The organism is uncultured Campylobacter sp., assembly GCF_937997535.1.
Taxonomy (GTDB): domain Bacteria; phylum Campylobacterota; class Campylobacteria; order Campylobacterales; family Campylobacteraceae; genus Campylobacter_B.
The window spans coordinates 1-16,994 of record NZ_CALKTT010000003.1 but is presented as its reverse complement, the minus strand read 5'-3'; the positions used below and the strand labels follow the sequence as shown (position 1 = coordinate 16,994).

Annotated in this window: 18 protein-coding genes and 1 pseudogene; 16 read left to right on the top strand and 3 right to left on the bottom strand. The window is 46.9% G+C overall.

The window, feature by feature from the left end:
- The first annotated feature begins 241 nt into the window (after positions 1-241).
- The 5 genes from Q0117_RS00275 to Q0117_RS00255 all read left to right on the top strand — a co-directional run bounded on the left by Q0117_RS00275 (position 242) and on the right by Q0117_RS00255 (position 3,377).
- A complete protein-coding gene (locus Q0117_RS00275; RefSeq protein ID WP_297920936.1) occupies positions 242-382 on the top strand; it encodes a hypothetical protein in 141 nt (46 codons plus the stop codon).
- A 117-nt stretch (positions 383-499) separates the two neighbouring features.
- Entirely contained in the window at positions 500-892 is a 393-nt protein-coding gene (gene ruvX / locus Q0117_RS00270; protein WP_297920933.1) for a Holliday junction resolvase RuvX, read from the top strand.
- Positions 893-1,338: 446 nt separating this feature from the next.
- Entirely contained in the window at positions 1,339-1,707 is a 369-nt protein-coding gene (locus Q0117_RS00265; RefSeq protein ID WP_297920930.1) for an EthD domain-containing protein, read from the top strand.
- Positions 1,708-2,501: 794 nt separating this feature from the next.
- Positions 2,502-3,188 carry a tetratricopeptide repeat protein gene (locus Q0117_RS00260; protein WP_297920927.1) on the top strand — a complete coding sequence of 229 codons (687 nt, stop codon included), beginning with the start codon at positions 2,502-2,504 and terminating at the stop codon, positions 3,186-3,188.
- Between the two features lie 66 nt (positions 3,189-3,254).
- Positions 3,255-3,377: a hypothetical protein gene (locus tag Q0117_RS00255; RefSeq protein WP_297920924.1), complete on the top strand. Its 123-nt coding sequence runs from the start codon at positions 3,255-3,257 to the stop codon at positions 3,375-3,377.
- A 445-nt stretch (positions 3,378-3,822) separates the two neighbouring features.
- Here Q0117_RS00255 and Q0117_RS00250 read toward each other — a convergent pair whose 3' ends face one another.
- On the bottom strand, positions 3,823-5,211 hold the full coding sequence (locus Q0117_RS00250) for an FAD-linked oxidase C-terminal domain-containing protein (protein WP_297920921.1): 1,389 nt from the start codon (positions 5,209-5,211) through the stop codon (positions 3,823-3,825).
- Positions 5,198-5,926, bottom strand: coding sequence for a plasminogen-binding N-terminal domain-containing protein (locus tag Q0117_RS00245; protein WP_177386883.1), 729 nt, complete (start codon positions 5,924-5,926; stop codon positions 5,198-5,200). The genes Q0117_RS00250 and Q0117_RS00245 overlap by 14 nt, the downstream gene beginning before the upstream one ends.
- 138 nt (positions 5,927-6,064) lie before the next feature.
- Between Q0117_RS00245 and Q0117_RS00240 the strand changes: the two genes are divergently transcribed.
- The 11 genes and pseudogenes from Q0117_RS00240 (at position 6,065) to Q0117_RS00195 (ending at position 16,174) form a co-directional block, all read left to right on the top strand.
- On the top strand, positions 6,065-7,234 hold the full coding sequence (locus Q0117_RS00240) for a peptidoglycan DD-metalloendopeptidase family protein (RefSeq protein WP_297920916.1): 1,170 nt from the start codon (positions 6,065-6,067) through the stop codon (positions 7,232-7,234).
- Positions 7,235-7,242: 8 nt separating this feature from the next.
- Positions 7,243-8,622, top strand: a complete 1,380-nt coding sequence (mgtE, locus tag Q0117_RS00235) for a magnesium transporter (protein ID WP_297920913.1) — start codon at positions 7,243-7,245, stop codon at positions 8,620-8,622.
- Complete coding sequence (locus Q0117_RS00230) at positions 8,607-9,194, top strand: NUDIX hydrolase (protein ID WP_297920910.1); 588 nt, start codon at positions 8,607-8,609, stop codon at positions 9,192-9,194. The genes mgtE and Q0117_RS00230 overlap by 16 nt, the downstream gene beginning before the upstream one ends.
- 67 nt (positions 9,195-9,261) lie before the next feature.
- Positions 9,262-10,161 carry an alpha/beta fold hydrolase gene (locus Q0117_RS00225; RefSeq protein WP_297920908.1) on the top strand — a complete coding sequence of 300 codons (900 nt, stop codon included), beginning with the start codon at positions 9,262-9,264 and terminating at the stop codon, positions 10,159-10,161.
- 595 nt (positions 10,162-10,756) lie between these two features.
- Entirely contained in the window at positions 10,757-11,374 is a 618-nt protein-coding gene (locus Q0117_RS00220; protein ID WP_297920905.1) for a TRIC cation channel family protein, read from the top strand.
- Complete coding sequence (locus tag Q0117_RS00215; RefSeq protein ID WP_297920902.1) at positions 11,371-12,540, top strand: aspartate aminotransferase family protein; 1,170 nt, start codon at positions 11,371-11,373, stop codon at positions 12,538-12,540. The genes Q0117_RS00220 and Q0117_RS00215 overlap by 4 nt, the downstream gene beginning before the upstream one ends.
- On the top strand, positions 12,537-13,628 hold the full coding sequence (locus Q0117_RS00210; protein WP_297920899.1) for an SAM-dependent methyltransferase: 1,092 nt from the start codon (positions 12,537-12,539) through the stop codon (positions 13,626-13,628). The genes Q0117_RS00215 and Q0117_RS00210 overlap by 4 nt, the downstream gene beginning before the upstream one ends.
- The gene (locus Q0117_RS00205) at positions 13,628-13,954 is read left to right on the top strand and encodes a hypothetical protein (protein WP_297920896.1); all 327 of its coding nucleotides are present in this window, start codon (positions 13,628-13,630) and stop codon (positions 13,952-13,954) included. Before Q0117_RS00210 ends, Q0117_RS00205 begins: the two co-directional genes overlap by 1 nt.
- Positions 13,947-14,303: pseudogene (locus Q0117_RS10590) on the top strand (RsmD family RNA methyltransferase); the annotation flags it as partial. The gene Q0117_RS00205 and the pseudogene Q0117_RS10590, both read left to right, overlap by 8 nt.
- Before the next feature lie 15 nt (positions 14,304-14,318).
- Positions 14,319-15,410: an RsmD family RNA methyltransferase gene (locus Q0117_RS00200; RefSeq protein WP_366807605.1), complete on the top strand. Its 1,092-nt coding sequence runs from the start codon at positions 14,319-14,321 to the stop codon at positions 15,408-15,410.
- Positions 15,407-16,174, top strand: a complete 768-nt coding sequence (locus Q0117_RS00195) for a TIGR02757 family protein (protein WP_297920890.1) — start codon at positions 15,407-15,409, stop codon at positions 16,172-16,174. The genes Q0117_RS00200 and Q0117_RS00195 overlap by 4 nt, the downstream gene beginning before the upstream one ends.
- Before the next feature lie 8 nt (positions 16,175-16,182).
- Here Q0117_RS00195 and Q0117_RS00190 read toward each other — a convergent pair whose 3' ends face one another.
- Positions 16,183-16,803, bottom strand: coding sequence for a hypothetical protein (locus tag Q0117_RS00190; protein WP_297920886.1), 621 nt, complete (start codon positions 16,801-16,803; stop codon positions 16,183-16,185).
- Positions 16,804-16,994 lie beyond the last annotated feature (191 nt).

Below are 16,994 nucleotides of genomic sequence, written 5' to 3'. Positions count from 1 at the left end.
TTTGGCTGCGGATTTCAGCGCGAGTGTGGTAGGCTGAATTTGTCGCAAGAGAAAATTTTGGTCACGGCGGCAAAATTTTACGAGTTATAAAGCGTAGGGGGCTTGTATCTGCTCCGTCGCGTGAGTGCGGGTTTGCTTTAAAATTTTGATTTTGCGTGGGGTGGGTTGGTTGCACGTCCGGCACCTGCACGGCAGGATTTATGCCCGCCGTGAATTTGGGTGTCGCTTACGTGCAGCTCGCGTGGACTCAGTGCGGATGTACCTGCCAGGTGCGGCGATCGAAATTTTAAAATTTGAAGCTTGTGGCACGCTAAATTTAATAGCTCGCAAGCGGCGCGAGCGAGTGAAATTTATTATGCCTATTTTGTATGAAATTTCATAAAATTCCACGGTGGAATTCTGCGATAAAATTTAGCTATGAAATTCCGATCGCGGAATTTCAGCGATAGAATTTTTATAGCGAAATTCCGCAAAATTTGATGTTAGCAAAGGATGAAATTTGATAGTTGCGATTGATCTTGGGCTTAAGCGTATCGGCGTGGCGGCGGCACCGGATGATAAGACGCCGCTTCCGTGCGAGCCGATCCTGCGCAAAAACCGCATCCAAGCCGCGCGCGAGCTAAGCGAGCTGCTGCGCGAAAAAGGCGCCAGCGTGCTCGTGCTGGGCGTGCCGCGCGGCGGGGCGAGCGAGGAGGAGATGAGCAGGCGCATACGACACTTCGCCTCGCTGCTGGATTTTGACGGCGAGATAAAATTCCAAGACGAGAGCTTTTCGAGCGCCGAAGCGGCGGAGTTTGCTAGCAAAGGCGCTAAGGGCGGCGGCAAGGACGCGCGCTTTGATAGCATTGCCGCGACAATAATTTTGCAGAGGTTTTTGGCAAGCAGGGGCTAGGCGCATGCGTAGCAACGTAATTTGCACGCGGCGACGCAAGAGAGAATTGCCACTCGTCTGTTTTGCCGACCACTTAATGCTCGCAAAATTTTATCTTGCCCGCCTAAACGGACGGAATTTATGCGCGTCAAAAGTCGGTAAAATTTCATCGTCTGCTAAAGCTCGGCAGAATTTTGATTTGCCCGCAAAGAGCCTGCGGAATTTATTTTGATTGTAGCCGTAAATGGCGCTTTAGGTAGTTAAACTAAGTGAGATTGACAGCGATTTAAGTTGTAAACGGCGAGGTTTATGCATTTTTGGCGATTTGTGCTCGCGCGCACGGCTGCTATTTAAGTTTTTTCAAGGTCTATTTAGACGCAAAGAACACTAAGCAAAATTGCAAAAACGCGGATGCATCATAGAATAGGGTGTAAATTTTGCGATAAATTTCATTTTAGGGAGCGGTTATGTTTAAGATCACGATGTTAGTAAAAAGGGCGCCGAACATCACGCAGCAAGAGTTTGTGACGCACTGGGCGGCGCATTCGCAAAAGGTTTTAGCTAATCAAAAGGCGCTAAATATTGTCCGCTATTCGAAAACCATGCCCGTTTTCCCCGAGGGACAAAGCACCAGACGCGAGACGGCGGCGTTTAACTACGACGCAATGGGCGAGATATGGTATGAAAGCGTGCAGGCGTTTGTGGACGCGCGAAATAGCGAGGTAGGGCGAGCGGTGCTAGCGGAGCTGATGGCGGATGAGGCGAAGTTTTGCGATATGAAAAACTCCGTGATGTGGTTCGGCGAGGAGGAGGCTGTGATAGAGTTTGAGCGCTAGGGAGCGCGGCTTGCGCTTTGCAGCGAATAAAATTTTGAAGTAAAGCTCTTTAAATAGATAGAATTCTATGTGGCATTTGGGTTTTAAAATTAGCAGAATTCTACAGGCTGGGCTTGCGCGGCTGAAATCGTAATCGCAGTCTACATAGATGAAATTTACATGCGCGATACAGATACTGCGCGGCCTTAATTATTTTAAGACTCACATATTTAAGTGGTGCGATCTAATCTAATAAGCCTGGGTATCGGAGCAAAAAAATGCCTAAAGGTGCATTATGCTTGCGATTTTGGCATAGAAAAGCCTATTTCTAAGATAAAACTTAAAGGTTGGCAGCGTAAAATTTTTTAAAATTTCTAAGCAGCAATGCGAAATTTTCAAAAGTTTTCTAGGGCGTGGCAAGATGCTAATCGCGGGCTTCGTATGCAACAAAAATATTTTACGCGTGAAATCCGCTTTAATAAATCGCCATTGCAGAGGCTGCAGGTGCTTAAGACCTCAAGGATTAAATACGTTTTAGTCCTATTATAAATACTATAGCCGTGGGCAGTCATATAGACGTGCGAGTAAAAATTGAGGCAAGCCAGCCATAAAAATAATCTTGCAAGTAAAATTTTAATTTGTCTTTTTAAAATTCCGCTCAAAGTTCCGTTTAAAATTTTATTTAAAATTTTGCTTGGGATTTTGATAGAAATTTTGCAGGAATTTCGCCGCAAATTTCACAGCTATTATCAAAAATTAAAATTTTACCCCTCGCTTTTTGCTATAATTATTTTTAAAATTTAAAAGGAGCAAAAATGAAAATTTTAGCGTCGATTACCGCACTAATCGTAGCAGCCTACTTGCTCGCGCAGATATTTTTCCCGCAGGCGATCTCGTTTGTCGGATGCGGCATCGGTAGGGCTAATTCGTGCGAAGACTACGGAGCGTATTTGCTTGAGGAGCGTGATTATGAAGCAGCAAAAAAGCCGTTTGAAAAAGCTTGTGAAGCAGGGCTAGAAAATAGCTGTGCTATCGCGGGGGATTTATATTACGACGAGCAAAATTTATATAAAACTACAAAAGATAAGGGCAAGTCCGCGCGGTTTTATTCCAAAGCGTGCGAGCTTGGAGCTGCCAAAGCTTGCTACAACGCCGCGATAATCTCTTATAAAAATGCTGATAAGAAAAATACGTTCGCATTTTTTGCCAAATCATGCGATTTGGGATTAGGCGAGGGCTGCTTAAACGCTGCGGTCGCTAGCTACGAAGAGAAAGACTATCAGGGCGCTCTTAAGTTTTTCCTCAAATCTTGCGATGCTGCTTTGGCGGAGGGATGCCAAAGGGTCGGGCTAGCGTATTCAAAAAAGGAATTTGGCGAGCCGGATCTGGATAAGGCGATGATCTACTACGACAAAGCCTGCAAGCTGGGAGCTGAGTTTAGCTGCAATGTAGTAGCCGCGATGAATAAAATAAATGCAAGCGAGGCTAATGCGACTAAATAGATAGCAGGGCTAGCTAGATGATAATACGGCGAGATCGAAATTAGCGTAGAAATTTTGCGGAGCTTTATGAATTTTATGAAATTTCGCGGAATTTTATTTCTAAATTTTATTGCTGAAATTCCGTATATTGCGATAATGGCGATGGATAGCGATTTTAAAATTTCAGTATCTTGGAAGTTTAGAATTTAATCTATACTGTGGATTTTATTGACAGAATTTTGACTTGTCATAGACTTATCCATCGCGATATAGGGGTTTCATCATAATCTTAGTGCATCCCTGAAAGAGAAAAAATTGTGCAAACTAGCGAGTAGCTATGTAATCACAGCTGATATGGCAAAAATATCCGAAGAAGATCGCACGAGGTAATCAATCTGCGAAGTAAGTAAAATCAATTATCAAGTGGATGAAATCTATCAATAAACAAGTAAAATTATTCATTGCAAAGCAAGCAAAATCGATCTGTAAATGGGTAGATCAAGCTTAAAACTAACTCGAAGTAGCCTGCAAATAAGCTAAATTGCAAGCAAGATAAATTTTAAGCAGGCATATTGTAAGAAAGTAAAATTTTAGATGAGATAAGTGGGATAAATCGATTTCAAATCACCGTAGAAGTTGGATGAGGATTTTAATTTTAAAGCCCCATTTTTCCAGGATTTAAGATGCCTTTTGGATCGAAAGCCCTTTTGATTGCGCGAAATAGCTCCATCTCTGCTGCGCTAAAAGCTAGTGGCATAAATTCTGCTTTGCTTAGCCCGATGCCGTGCTCGCCGCTGAGCGTACCGCCAAGATCAACTGCAGCTTTGAAAATTTCGGTGATTGCGTCATGTCCGCGTCGCACCTGAGCTTCATCTTTTTTGTCGGCGACCATGACGTTGGTGTGGACATTGCCATCGCCCGTGTGCCCGAAGCAGGGCACGCGCACGCCGTATTTATCGCCGATGCGCGCGATACGGCGCAGTAGCTCGGGCAGCTGCGAGCGCGGCACGGTGATGTCCTCATTTAGCTTAAGCGTGCCGTAGATATTGATCGCCTGCGAGCAGTTGCGTCTCGCAAACCAAATGCCCGCACGCTCCTCTTCGCTTTCTGCGATGCGGAAGTCGCTCGCGCCGTTTTGAACAAAAATTTCTTTTATGAGCGCGAGCTCCTCCAAAAGCACTGCTTCTAAATTGCCGTCTGTTTCGCAGATCAAAATCGCGCCTGCACCCTTCGGCAAGCCTTTATGAAATTTCTCCTCGACCGCGGCTATGCACAGCGCGTCTAAAAATTCCATCGCCACGGGCGTGATACCGGCTGCCATTGTCTTATACACGGCATTCATTGCTGCATCTACGCTAGGAAAGACGCCCATCGCGGTCTTTTTAAGCTTTGGCATCGGGATTAGTTTGAGCGTGATTTCGGTGATGACGGCAAGCGCGCCTTCGCTTGCGATTAAAATTCCTACCACGTTGAAGCCTGCGACATCTTTTATAGTGCGTTTTCCCGCTCGGATCACCTCACCGTTAGGCAGTACCGCACGCAGTGCCATTACGTAGTCTTTGGTGATGCCGTATTTTGCGGCGCGCATGCCACCGGAGTTTTCGGCGACGTTGCCTCCTAGCGTGGAATAATCCTGGCTTGCGGGATCGGGCGGATAAAAAAGCCCGCGCGCTGCGGCTGCTTTTTGCAGATCGATATTTATGCAGCCGGGTTGGACTACGGCGAGTAGATTTTGCATGTCGATTTCTAGAATTTTATTCATATGTTTTTCAAATGCCAAAATCACTCCGCCGTTTGCGGCTAAAGATCCACCAGTAAAACCGCTACCTGCGCCTCTTGGAACTATGGGGATTAAATTTTCGTTGCAGAATTTTAAAATTTGACTGACATCGTCTTCACTTCGCGGGAAAAGCACGCCGTCCGGCAGACAGCGCCTTTTCGTCGCGTCGTAGCAGTATGCCGTGCGATGAGCCTCGTCAAAATAGGCATTATCCGCGCCTAATAGATTTGTAAAAAACGCTCGCGCAGCGCTATTCGTCGCCATCTAAGCCCAGCAAATAGCGGTAGTGTTTGTCGTAATCGCTGATCGGGCCATTAGTAAAATCCCAAATGACGGTCTTTATCTCGCCCACGCGCGAGTAAAATGGTAGCTGATAATAAGCTACGCTGCCGCTAGCAAACGTACGCAAAGGCTTAAAACTACCGCAGTCGGCAAATACGCCTTGTTTATCCATCGCGATAAAAATCAGTCCGGCGCTGTTTTGCGCGCAAATTTTACGAAAATCGTCACGGCTGGGATTTGGCTTGTGGTTGTAGCTAAGATAGGCGCCGCCAAGATCTGGGTGGATAAAATTTATATTCGGAAAAGCCTTGATAACCTGCTCGTAAATTTCAGCGTTAGGCGCGACGATTATGGCGCGGTCATAGAGGAAATTTAAGATCACTTTATCGCCGCTTGAAGGTAAAATTTTAGGCAGTGGCAGCGCCTCTTGAGCTAACATATCAAAAACCTCAAATCGTACCTTTGCCTTGCCTGCGCTTTTTTGCGTAACGACGGCACGCGCGATGATGGAGCTCGCGCCACTGCCGAAATTATGCATCACCACTCCGCTGCTACCTACGGCAATCGTAGGGCTATCTGTGATCTCGCCCGAACCATCCTTTACACTAAGTAGGGCGGTTTCGTATCGCGGCATGTTAAATTCCGCCCCTATCGCCGCACTTAAAAATAGACCTAAAATAAGTAAAGCTTTTTTCAAAATTCTGCTCCTGAATAAAATTTCGGCTAATTATACATAAAACTTTGAAATTAGCGATAAAATTCCACGGTATTTACGAAATATAAGCGTTTTTTCGTTACAATCCCGCCTTAAAATAATATTTCAAAGCGGTTTTATATGACTAGAATTTTTATATTGCTTTTTCTGTGGATAGGCGTAGTTTTTGCGAACAACCCCAGCGTAGAGAAGTTTGCCTGGCCCGATGGCGTGAGTCTTCTGCAATTTATGGAAACTGCGGGCATTCCCGCGTCTGTATATTATGACCTGGATAAAGAGGATCAGGAGCTTGCCGCCGAGGTACGAGCTGGCGTGGAGTGTCAAATTTTGCGTGATCCAGCAGGTCGCGTATCTCAGCTGTTAATCCCTGTCAGCGAGGAGCTTCAGATCCACATATACCGCGATAAATTCGGCACTTTTAGATTCGTTTATACTCCGATAGTTTATGAGGAAAACAGCTACTCTTTAGGAATTCAGATCGAAAGCTCGCCCTATCAAGATATCATCAAAGCTACGGGCAATGCAGCTTTAGCTAATGAGTTTATGCTTGTTTTTAAAAACGAGGTAAATTTTAAAAAGCTGCAAAAGGGCGATCGGCTCGTGATCCTGTATGAGCAAAAGACGCGCCTTGGCAAACCTTTTGGCGGAGTAAATATCACCGCAGGAATGATCGAGGAAAATAAAAAGCCCAAATCGCTATATTTTTTCGATGATAAATACTACGACCGAAGCGGTAAAAAGGTCGAATCTTTTCTGCTAATCACGCCGCTTGTTTATACTAGAATTTCATCGTATTTTACCCCTAAAAGATTTCATCCGATTTTAAAGCGATATCGCGCGCACTTAGGCGTAGATTATGCAGCTCCTAAAGGTACTAGAGTAAATGCCGCAGGGGCGGGCAAGATTAGCTTCGTAGGGCGTAAAAACGGCTACGGCAACACCGTAGAGATCAACCACGGCGGCGGTATCAGTACGCTTTATGCGCATCTTAGCGGCTTTGCTAGCGGCACAAAAGCAGGCGTTAGTGTCAAGCAAGGCCAACTAATCGCTTATGTGGGCTCGACCGGGCTTAGTTCGGGACCGCATCTGCACTTCGGACTTTATAAAAATAAGCAGGCGATAGATCCTCTTAAAGTAGTCAAGATTGAAAAAACTAACGTTATAAGCGCTGAGGAGCTTAAATTTAAAGCTCTCGTCAAAGATATGGACGCCAGAATGGCTGCGGCTAAAGACGGCTCGAAAAACCCTGCTAAATTTGAAAACTACGAGCCGCTTATTACGATAAATTAAGGCTAGTTATGGAAAATAAAGAGCAGCTGGACGACGTCGAGGAAGCTAAGGCACTTCTTGATGCGCATCTAGGCGATACGCTTGAGCATGAGCTGAGCGCCGCCGATCTTACGGAGCATTTAAAAACTCTAAAGAAGCATGACGAAGAAAAATACGTAGAATTCTTAAAAAAGCTAGATCCTGAGGATCTTGCCGATGCTGCGCTTGAGATGCCCGAGCATATGCTCGAAGATGTCATCGAAACTCTGCCTCACGAAAAGATCGTCGAAGCGATCGAGGAGCTCGAAAGCGACGATCAGGCGGAGCTTTTGCAAAACATCGGCGAAATCGACGAGGACAAGGCCGAGCAGATTTTCTACGGGCTTGACGAGGACGATCGCCACGATATTCTTACTATCTCCAAATATAGCGAAGATGAGGCAGGCGCGTATATGCAGACTGAGGTTTTTAGCGCCAGGCAGGATCAGACTCTGGGGCAGGCGGTCGAGATGCTGCGCGTTATGCGCGAAAAGGACGAGATCGAGAACGTCTTTCAGCTCTTTGTGCTCGATAAAAAAGGGCATTTGCTTACGAGCTTTTCGACATCCGATCTGATTTTATACGATTTTTCGCTCACGCTGGAGCAAATTTCACAAAAATTCGGCGCCGAAAACAAAATCCACTTCGCTACCGATACCGATAAGATCGACGACGTGATCAAGGATTTTGAAGAATTTGACCTTAACGTCATCCCTGTTGTCGATGCTAACGGCATACTCATCGGGCGTATCACCGCCGACGATATCCACGATCTCATCCAAGAGCGCGCCACCGAGCAAATTTACAACCTCGCGGGCGTCGATGACGAAGCGGAGGATGATGAGACGACGATCTTTAAGGCGGGTCGCGCGCGCGCCTTGTGGCTAGCAGTAAATTTATGCACGGCGATCGTAAGCTCTACGATCATCGGGCTTTTTGACGCCACTATCGAAAAGCTGGTCGCGCTCGCCGTACTTATGCCAATAGTTGCTTCCATGGGCGGCAACACCGGCACGCAGGCGCTTACCGTAACCGTGCGCCGCCTAGCCTTGGGCGAGATAGCGTTTAAAGACAAAAAGCAGGTTCTCTTTCGCGAGATCACGATCGCTTTCATAAATGGACTCATTTTTGCCACGCTGATGGGGTTTGTGGCGTATTTTTGGTTCGGCATTAAGCTTTTGGGGCTGGTGATTGCGATGTCGATGGTGCTAAATTTAACGCTTGCGGGGCTTTTTGGTGCCGTCATTCCGATCACGCTTAAAAAATTAAATATCGACCCCGCCGTCGGCAGCTCCGTGCTGCTTACCACGGTAACGGATATCGTGGGATTTTTTAGCTTTTTAGGACTTGCGACGTGGATACTACTATAAAAAATTTTAAAATTTCCGAGCTTAAAAGCTCCAATTTTGTTAAACCCTTTCGCCTAAATTTCGAAATGGACGGCATAGCGCGCGCATGGGACTGCGTCAAGGTGCACGATAGCGTCTCGATTTTGCTTTATCATACGCAGCGCGACGCGCTTTTGCTCGTCAAGCAGTTTCGCCCCAGCGTGTGGTTTTATCAAGAGGAGGGCTTAATCAACTCGCCTGAGAAGGGCTACACCTATGAGCTTTGCGCTGGCATTTTAGACAAGGGCATCAGCGAGGAGCAAACGGCGATCGAAGAGGTGCTCGAAGAAACGGGCTATGCCGTGAAGGATCTGAAATTTATCACGAGCTACTACAGCGCCCTTGGCTTTGCAGCGAACCGTCAAATTTTATACTTCGCGTGCATCGACGAATCAATGAAGCTAGGTCACGGCGGCGGCGTGGACGGCGAGAAGATCGAGCTTTTCTACCTGCCTGCGGCCAAGGCGCGAGAGTTTATGTTTGACGAAAAGATCGTGCGCGCGCCGGGGCTGATCTTGGCGTTTCAGTGGTTTTTGAGCGAGTTTAAAGCTTAGCTGCGAGATGGAATTTCGTGTGCCATCGCGCGTTTTTGCGTCTCGGCTTTAAATTTAAAGGACGGCGATGAGGGTTTTACTTAGGCTGTGCGTTATCGCGGCGTGTGTTTATGTCTGCGTGCTAGCGGGACTTTATATCTTTCAGGAGCGGCTGATATTTTTGGGCGAGCCACTGGATAAAAACTTCAAATTTAGCTTTGAAAATTCCGAATTTGCAGGAGTTGTGAATGTGCCCGAGAACGACGAGCATTTAGATACGCCGTCGTCCGCTACGCAAAATAGTGCGGCGGCAAACGGCACTGCTGCGATAAAATTTCAAGAGATCAATATCCCGTTTGAGGGCGGGGCGATAAACGGGCTGAAATTTAGCGCAGCAGAGCCCAAAGGCGCGATTTTGTTCTTTCATGGCAACTTCGGCGACGTGAGCGGCTGGGGCGCATACGGCGCGGGTTTTGCGGCTTTGGGATACGATTTTTATATTTTCGACTACCCTGGCTACGGCAAATCGGACGGCAAAATTTCATCGCAGCAGCAGCTTTTTGCGAGCGCCGATGCGATGAGCCGCTACGTTTTGGCGCAGCATTCGCCCAAGAAGCTCGCGATGATCGGCTACTCGATCGGAAGCGGCATCGCCGCGCAGCAGGCCGCGAAGTGGGATGCGGCGCGGCTGATTTTGCTCGCGCCATATTTTAGCTTCGAGCGGCTTGCGCACGAAAAAATCCCCTTTGTGCCGAAATTTTTGATCCGATACAAGATTCCGACCGCGGAATTTTTGCAAGCGGCGCGCGGCACGCAGATCACGCTCATCCACGGCGCCGCCGACGAGCTGATACCGGTGCACCACTCGTATGATCTTGCGGGATCTCTTAAGGCGGGCGATCTATTTTATGAAATACCAGACGCGCCGCATAACGGACTGCTGGCAATGCCTGGTATTTGGGAAATTTTAAAAGAGAGACTGCAATAATCTAGCGGGAGCTCGGCGTAAAATTCCACGCAGAATTCGACCGCTAAATTTTAAAATTTTACGTAGAATTCCGCGCGGGCTCGCTCTCCGTAAAATCGCATGAAATTTTATAGCGGCAAAACACGGCGCCAAAACAAGGGCGCAATTTCAAATCAAAATTTACGCACCGTTAGCGTAAGCATATAGCCGACTTTGTAGCGTTAAATTCTTTCTAGCGCGCAGGTGCTGCAAATTTCAAACTAAAATTTGCGCCCGATTACGACGCTATGTATTTTAGCCGCGATAAAATTCTGTGAAATTTTATCCCGCGGGCATTTATAAATTTCAAGAAATTTCAAGTCTAAATTTTATATTTACGCGGAAGCGACGCCGTATTTTATCCGCGTAGAATTCTGCCGCGTAAAATTTTACCTAGCGAAATTCTGTTTCGTAAAATTCTATCTCGTAGAATTTTAATTCACCGCGCTCAAATTTTATCCGCCGCTCTGAAATTTATCTCACCGCGTCTAAATTTCTCCAACCCGTTGCGCTTTACCGAAATTTATATTTAGTTGTTGTAAAATGCGTTTTTAAAAGGATTTTAGCGGTTTGTGATATGAGTATTTTAGAGCTTACTGAGTGCATAGGCATCGCTTCGGCGGCGCTTAGCGGGTTTTTATTCGGCGTAAAAAAGGGCTGCGATTGGCTTGGGATCTTTATCGCGGCGTTTTTGACGGCGCTTGGCGGCGGGATCATGCGCGACACCTTGGTAAGCCGCGAAATCTACTCGTTTACGCACTATGCGCCCGTAACGATCGTGCTTGCGGTAAGCGCCGTAGCCATTTTTGCCAAACTTTACGAGAATCGCGATTTGGAGGGTAAATTTTTATTTATTCTAACCGATGCGATCGACGTCGTAAGCTTTTCGATAGTCGGGGCAATGGTTGCGCTAAGCTATAATCATAACGTTTTCGGCGTGGTGCTGATCGCGTTTTGCAACGGCGTGGGCGGCGGCATCTTGCGCGACGTGTTGCTGAACGAAGTGCCGTGGTTTTTGCATACGGGGCTTTATGGCACGATAAGCATGGGCGTGGGCTTGATATATTTCGTGCTTGATGGATTGGGACTTAGCGGTGTAGTCTCGGTGCTTATTTTGCTGGTTTTAGGGGTTGCGTTTCGCATGGTGGCTTATTACAAATCTTGGCATCTGCCTAAAGTGGAGTACAAACAATGAACTATTTGATGGATAATTTCGCGCGCGTAAACGTGGCGCTGGTAAGAGGCGAGGGCTCGATAGTCTATGACGAAGCGGGCAAGGACTACGTGGATTTCGGCGCAGGCATCGGCGTAAACTGCCTGGGGCACGCAAACGAGATCGTGCTTGAAGCGATCGGCACGCAAGCCGCGCAGATCATCCACGGCTCAAATATCTATAGAATTCTGCCCCAAGAAGCCCTGGCTCAAAAGATTAGCGAGCTTTTGGGGTATCGCAGCTACGCGGTGTTTTGTAACTCTGGCGCGGAGGCGAACGAAGCGGCGATCAAAATGGCGCGTAAATACGGCACTGTAAACTTCCCTAATAAGAAATTTGAAATTCTAACTCTGCGAAATTCATTCCACGGCCGTACATTAGCGACGCTACAAGCTACCGGGCAGGAGAAATTTCATCCGGAAATTTTTGCGCCCTATATGCCCGGGTTTAAATTTTTCGACGATATTGATGAGATCATCGCGCACATCGATGAAAACAGCGTCGCCGTGATGATCGAGCTAGTCCAGGGCGAGGGCGGTATCAAGCCTCTGGATAAGGCGAGCGTGCAAAGGCTGGCGGCGGTTTTGAAAGAGAAAAAGCTGCTTTTGATCACCGATGAGGTGCAGTGCGGCGTATATCGCACGGGCGAGTTTGCGACGTCGCAAATTTACGGCATCCGCCCCGACATCATCACCTTTGCTAAAGGTCTTGCGGGCGGCGTGCCGATCGGCGCGTGCGTGGCGCAGCAAAACATTTTCGCTCCGGGCGAGCACGGCAGCACTTTCGGCGGTAACTTTTTGGCGACCTCTACGGCGCTTGCGGTGCTTTCGCAGCTAGAGTTTTTAAAAACGAGCGGCAAGCTTGATAAGACTATAAAAAGATTTATCAAAAAACTGGACGCCATCGCCGCAGACTATCCTAGCCTTATCGAAAAGCGCGTGGGGCTCGGTCTGATGCAAGGCCTCGTGCTGCGCGATGAAAAAAATCTGGGCGAGATCTTTAACAAAGCCCTGCAAAACGGACTTTTGATCCTAAAATCCGGCAAGCGCACCCTTAGATTTTTGCCTGCATTAAATATCAAAAAACCGGAGATCAAAGAGGGCTTTGCACGCCTACGCAAGAGCCTGGACGAGATAGTACGGGCGTGAAATTTAGCGATTTTTTTGAGAGCTGGCTAAACGAGAGCTACTACGCAAATACCGCTAAAATCGGCAAGAGCGGTGATTTTTACACTGCCGTAAGCGTAGGGAGCTTTTTTGGGATCTGCATCGCGCGTGAAATTTTACGCCTAAGCGCGGATTTTTGCGCGGCGCAAGAGTTAAGCTTAGACGCGGCGGCGAGCCTAGATAGGTCGCGGCAAAACCTTGCGGCGAGCGAGCTAAATTTAGACGCTGTGCCTGCAAAAAAGCTGCAAAAAGCCGCTAAAATCGCTATCGTAGAGATCGGCTCGCACGACGGGCGGCTGCTTTGCGATATAGCGCAGGCGATTTTTACATTAGGCGGTGCGGCGGCGCTTGATAAATTTAGCTTTGCGATTATCGAGCCGCATGAGCGTCTGCGCGAGCTACAGCGGGCGAGCTTTGCAGAGAGCTTCGGCGGCGAAATCGCGCTAAAGCACTTCGCAAGCGCGCGCGAAGCAAAATTTAAAGATGCGATCTTTGTGGCAAACGAGCTTTTTGACGCCTTTAAATGCGAGGCGGTGGACGGCGAAAATATGCTTTTTATTGAAAGCGGTGCGGTAAAATTTGCCTCCATAAAAGAACGCGAAATTTTGACCCTCGCGCGCAGATTCGGCATCTCGCGCGGCGAAATCCCGGTCGGATACTTTCGCTTCGCGCGCGAAATTTGCGCCAGCGCGCAGAGGTTTTATTTCATCGCCTTTGATTACGGGCAGATGGGCTCTATCGGCGATTTTAGCCTGCGGATTTACCGAAACCACGAGGTTTTTAGCTTCTTTGAAGTGCAAAACTTGAGCGATTTTTACGGCAAAAGCGATCTTACCTACGACGTAAATTTTGAAATTTTACGCGCGGCGTTTGAGGACGCGGGCGCGGTGGCGACGGATTTTAAAAGACAGATTGCGGCTTTGATGGACTTCGGCGCGGTCCAGCTTTTAGAGCTTTTTATGCAAAAAAGCGGCGAGAAGGGCTATCACAACGCGCTTTTGCAGTTCAATCACCTGCGCGCTGAGTTTGGCGAAAAGTTTAAGATGATAAAATTTAAAAAGGGGCTTTGATGAAAGCTTTTATCGATTGCGACTGCGAAATTTTGAAAAAGACACTGGAGCTGTTTTTGAAGGACCATGCTGCAAGTGCGCAGGATTGTGACTTCGTGATAAGCGATGGGCCGCAAAGCTCGGCAAAACCGCTATTTTTGATCGGCGAGGGCGGAGATTTGACGCTGCCGTTTTCCAAGAATACCCTGCTATCGAAGCTGAAGGATTTTCAAGGCTCGCTAAAACGGGATTTTAGCGAATACGACGCGGCGGAAGAGGAAATTTGCGCGCTGTTTGATGAGTTTAAGGCAAAAATCATCGAAATTTTAAGAAGGCAAAATGGCTAAATTGTCTAAGCTCGGCGGCACGCTCTTTACGCAAATTTCAAGCGGCATTTATAGGGGCAAAAAGCTTACTCTGCCCGCGCTTTCGAGTACGCGCAGCACGAAAAGCATCGTAAAAGGCTCGTTTTTCGATACGTGGCGAGCGCAGTTGCGCGGCGCGGCGTTTATCGAGTGTTTCGGCGGCAGCGGTGCGATGGCACTTGAAGCGCTAAGTAACGGCGCAAAAAACGTTTATGCGATTGAAAAGGATGTCGCCGCGCATAAGATAATGCGGAAAAATTTCGAGCTTTTCGAGCTCGGCGCAAATGCGATTTTGGGCGATTGCTTCGAGCGACTACCCGAAATTTTGCACGAGCTGCAAGCGAATATGAACGGACGCTCGAGCGCGAATTCGCCAAATTTAAGCGGCAAAAATTTCAAAAACCATGCCGACGACGACGCCTGCTGTGAAAATTTAAGCAGCGAAAAAGAGGGCTGCCGCAAAAGCTTTAGTAGCGTAGAGCAGGGCGAGAACGGATACCGCGCCGCACAGAGCATCGAAGCGGAAAGCGACACGCAAAGCGGCGTGAAAAATTTGGCTAAATGCGGCATGCGAAGCGGTATATCGGACAGTACTCAAAATGGCGCGCAGAGCGGCGCAAATGGCGATTACGCAGGCGTGGAGGGCTTTGGCGATTGTGCCCAGATTGTCGATTGCACGGGCGCTACTAGCATAAAATACTGCATGAATTCGCTAGCTGCGGACGCTGTGAGCTTTAGCGAAAAAGTTGACGATAACTGCGTTTCTCAATACGATGCAAGCGACGCCGAGACCGCTAATCGTAGCGTAAATTTAAGCTCAAAATGCGGCAAGAGCTCTAATTTTGACACAAATCGCGGCGCGGGCTTAGGCGCGAGTTGCGAAGAGAAAGAAATTTTAAATTTAGGCGAAAATTTTAACGCTAGCTACGGAGAAAGTTTATATTCAAGCGCAAATTTCATCTATGATTCAAGAAAAAATTCCACTGCAAATTCTAGTGGTAATTTTGGCGTTAGCTGCGGAGAGAATTTGTATTCAAGCGTAAATTTAATGCATGATTTAAGAAAAAATTTCGCTGTTAGCTCCCGCGAAAATTTCGCCTGCGGTTTAGGTGAAAACTCTACCGCAAACGGTTTAGGAGAATGTTCTGCCGTAAATTCAAGCGAAAGTCATACCACAAATTCCAGAGAAAATTCCATATCTGATCCCACGCGCAGAGTGTTTGTATATCTGGATCCGCCGTTTGCGATCAGGCAGGGCTTTGGCGGGATTTATGAGCGGGTGTTGGCGCTGATAGCGCGCCTGAGCTGCGCGCAGTGTGAGCTGCTAATCGCGATCGAGCATATGAGCGAGCTTGAGCTGCCGCCTAAAATCGGCGATTTCGCGCTGCTTAAATCGCGCAAATTCGGCGCTACGACGATGAGTTACTACGCAAGATGAAAAGCTTAAAGCAAATTTTAGATTATTACGCCGATTTGAAAAATTGCGACGCGGATCTTTTCGGCGCGCCCGATCCGCTGCAGGTCGCAAAGGGACATCGAAACGACGTCGCAGCGCTCATCTGTGCGCTGTTTGCTTACGGCAACGCGGCTCAAATTTTAAAATTTCTTCGTTCGCTTGATTTTTCGCTTTTAGACGGGAGCGATGAGCGCATTAGAGTGGAGCTTGCGAGCAAAAAATATAGATTTCAAAGCTCGCGCGATGTCGCTGAAATTTTTATAACTTTAAAGCGGCTTAAAAACAGCCTTAGCATCGAGGAGAGCGTGCTTTGCGGCATGCAAAAAAACGGACGGATCGAGGATGGGATAAATTTTTTAATCAGCGAAATTTACAAATTAAATCCCTACCGCAGCCTGGGATATGAGTTTTTTTTCGGGCGTGGCTTCGCGCAAAAGCCCACGTCGCCATATAAGCGCTACAATCTTTTCCTGCGCTGGGCGGTGCGCGACAGCGACATCGATCTGGGGCTGTATAAAAAGATCGAAAAATCGCGCCTCCTCATCCCGCTCGATACCCATACGCATAAAGTTTCACTTAAGCTTGGATTGATCGATCGCAAGAGTTACGATTTCGAGGCGGTTTTGCAGCTTACGCAAAGCTTAAGACGCTTTGATCCGAGCGACCCAATCAAATACGACTTCGCGCTGTACCGCCTCGGACAGAGCGGCGAGATAGATAAAATTTTACCTTCACTGCTTGATTAATTCTAGCTTTAATTGCACATACCGAATGGACCAAAACACTCAGAGAATAATCTATTCTTTTGAATTATATTTTCTCCTGGATAGATAATAATTTCGTGTCCTTGCTTTTGCCAGATTTGTCCATTTTTTGCGCTTATGGTAGATACATCTAAGTGAGCTGTTGAGCCATAGACTAAATATATTTTATCAAATATATCACTATAGCCTAGATAATGAAAAAACGGCGCCGCAAACGTGATTTTTTTGAATTCCGTTAGATTGCTATCTTGAGCGACACAATTGGATTTATTGGAGGGTTTGTAGCCGTTTTCAATGAGTTTCTTTTCTGCTATGCCGTTAGTAGAATTTAACTTTACGTAATGAACATAGCAGATTTCATCTAGACTATCTGCGGCATTTGGTTGAATTTTTCTACGATACAAAAGTAATCCATCCATATCTGCATTGTCTGTTAAAATATTCAATTCTTCAAAATTATTGCTCTTTACGTTCCAAAAATCATTATATGGTTTTAAATAAATTGATGCAATAATAAATGCTATTATTAATATGATGATTGCCCCTAAAATAGATACGCTTATGATGAAAATTTTTAAAATCAGATCTATGATTTTTTTGAAACTATTCATTTTTATCCTTATTTTTTACTATTATAGCATACGATTTGCTATTGCGATGTACGGCGGTTAAAATTTAAGTTCACCTTTTGTAAAATATTGGAAATTAAAAAGGGACAAAAATGGAGCTTGAACTTTGGCAGTTTGTGGTGCTTTTTGCAGCGGCGTTTTTCGGCGGATTTATCGACTCGATCGCGGGCGGC

Bases quoted from the DNA above. Each gene is read 5' to 3' on its own strand.
- Q0117_RS00265 (WP_297920930.1), top strand. From the start codon at position 1,339: ATGTTTAAGATCACGATGTTAGTAAAAAGGGCGCCGAACATCACGCAG.
- Q0117_RS00260 (WP_297920927.1), top strand. From the start codon at position 2,502: ATGAAAATTTTAGCGTCGATTACCGCACTAATCGTAGCAGCCTACTTG.
- Q0117_RS00255 (WP_297920924.1), top strand. From the start codon at position 3,255: ATGAATTTTATGAAATTTCGCGGAATTTTATTTCTAAATTTTATTGCT.
- Q0117_RS00250 (WP_297920921.1), bottom strand. From the start codon at position 5,211: ATGGCGACGAATAGCGCTGCGCGAGCGTTTTTTACAAATCTATTAGGC.
- Q0117_RS00240 (WP_297920916.1), top strand. From the start codon at position 6,065: ATGACTAGAATTTTTATATTGCTTTTTCTGTGGATAGGCGTAGTTTTT.
- mgtE (WP_297920913.1), top strand. From the start codon at position 7,243: ATGGAAAATAAAGAGCAGCTGGACGACGTCGAGGAAGCTAAGGCACTT.
- Q0117_RS00225 (WP_297920908.1), top strand. From the start codon at position 9,262: ATGAGGGTTTTACTTAGGCTGTGCGTTATCGCGGCGTGTGTTTATGTC.
- Q0117_RS00220 (WP_297920905.1), top strand. From the start codon at position 10,757: ATGAGTATTTTAGAGCTTACTGAGTGCATAGGCATCGCTTCGGCGGCG.
- Q0117_RS00215 (WP_297920902.1), top strand. From the start codon at position 11,371: ATGAACTATTTGATGGATAATTTCGCGCGCGTAAACGTGGCGCTGGTA.
- Q0117_RS00205 (WP_297920896.1), top strand. From the start codon at position 13,628: ATGAAAGCTTTTATCGATTGCGACTGCGAAATTTTGAAAAAGACACTG.
- Q0117_RS00200 (WP_366807605.1), top strand. From the start codon at position 14,319: ATGAACGGACGCTCGAGCGCGAATTCGCCAAATTTAAGCGGCAAAAAT.
- Q0117_RS00195 (WP_297920890.1), top strand. From the start codon at position 15,407: ATGAAAAGCTTAAAGCAAATTTTAGATTATTACGCCGATTTGAAAAAT.
- Q0117_RS00190 (WP_297920886.1), bottom strand. From the start codon at position 16,803: ATGAATAGTTTCAAAAAAATCATAGATCTGATTTTAAAAATTTTCATC.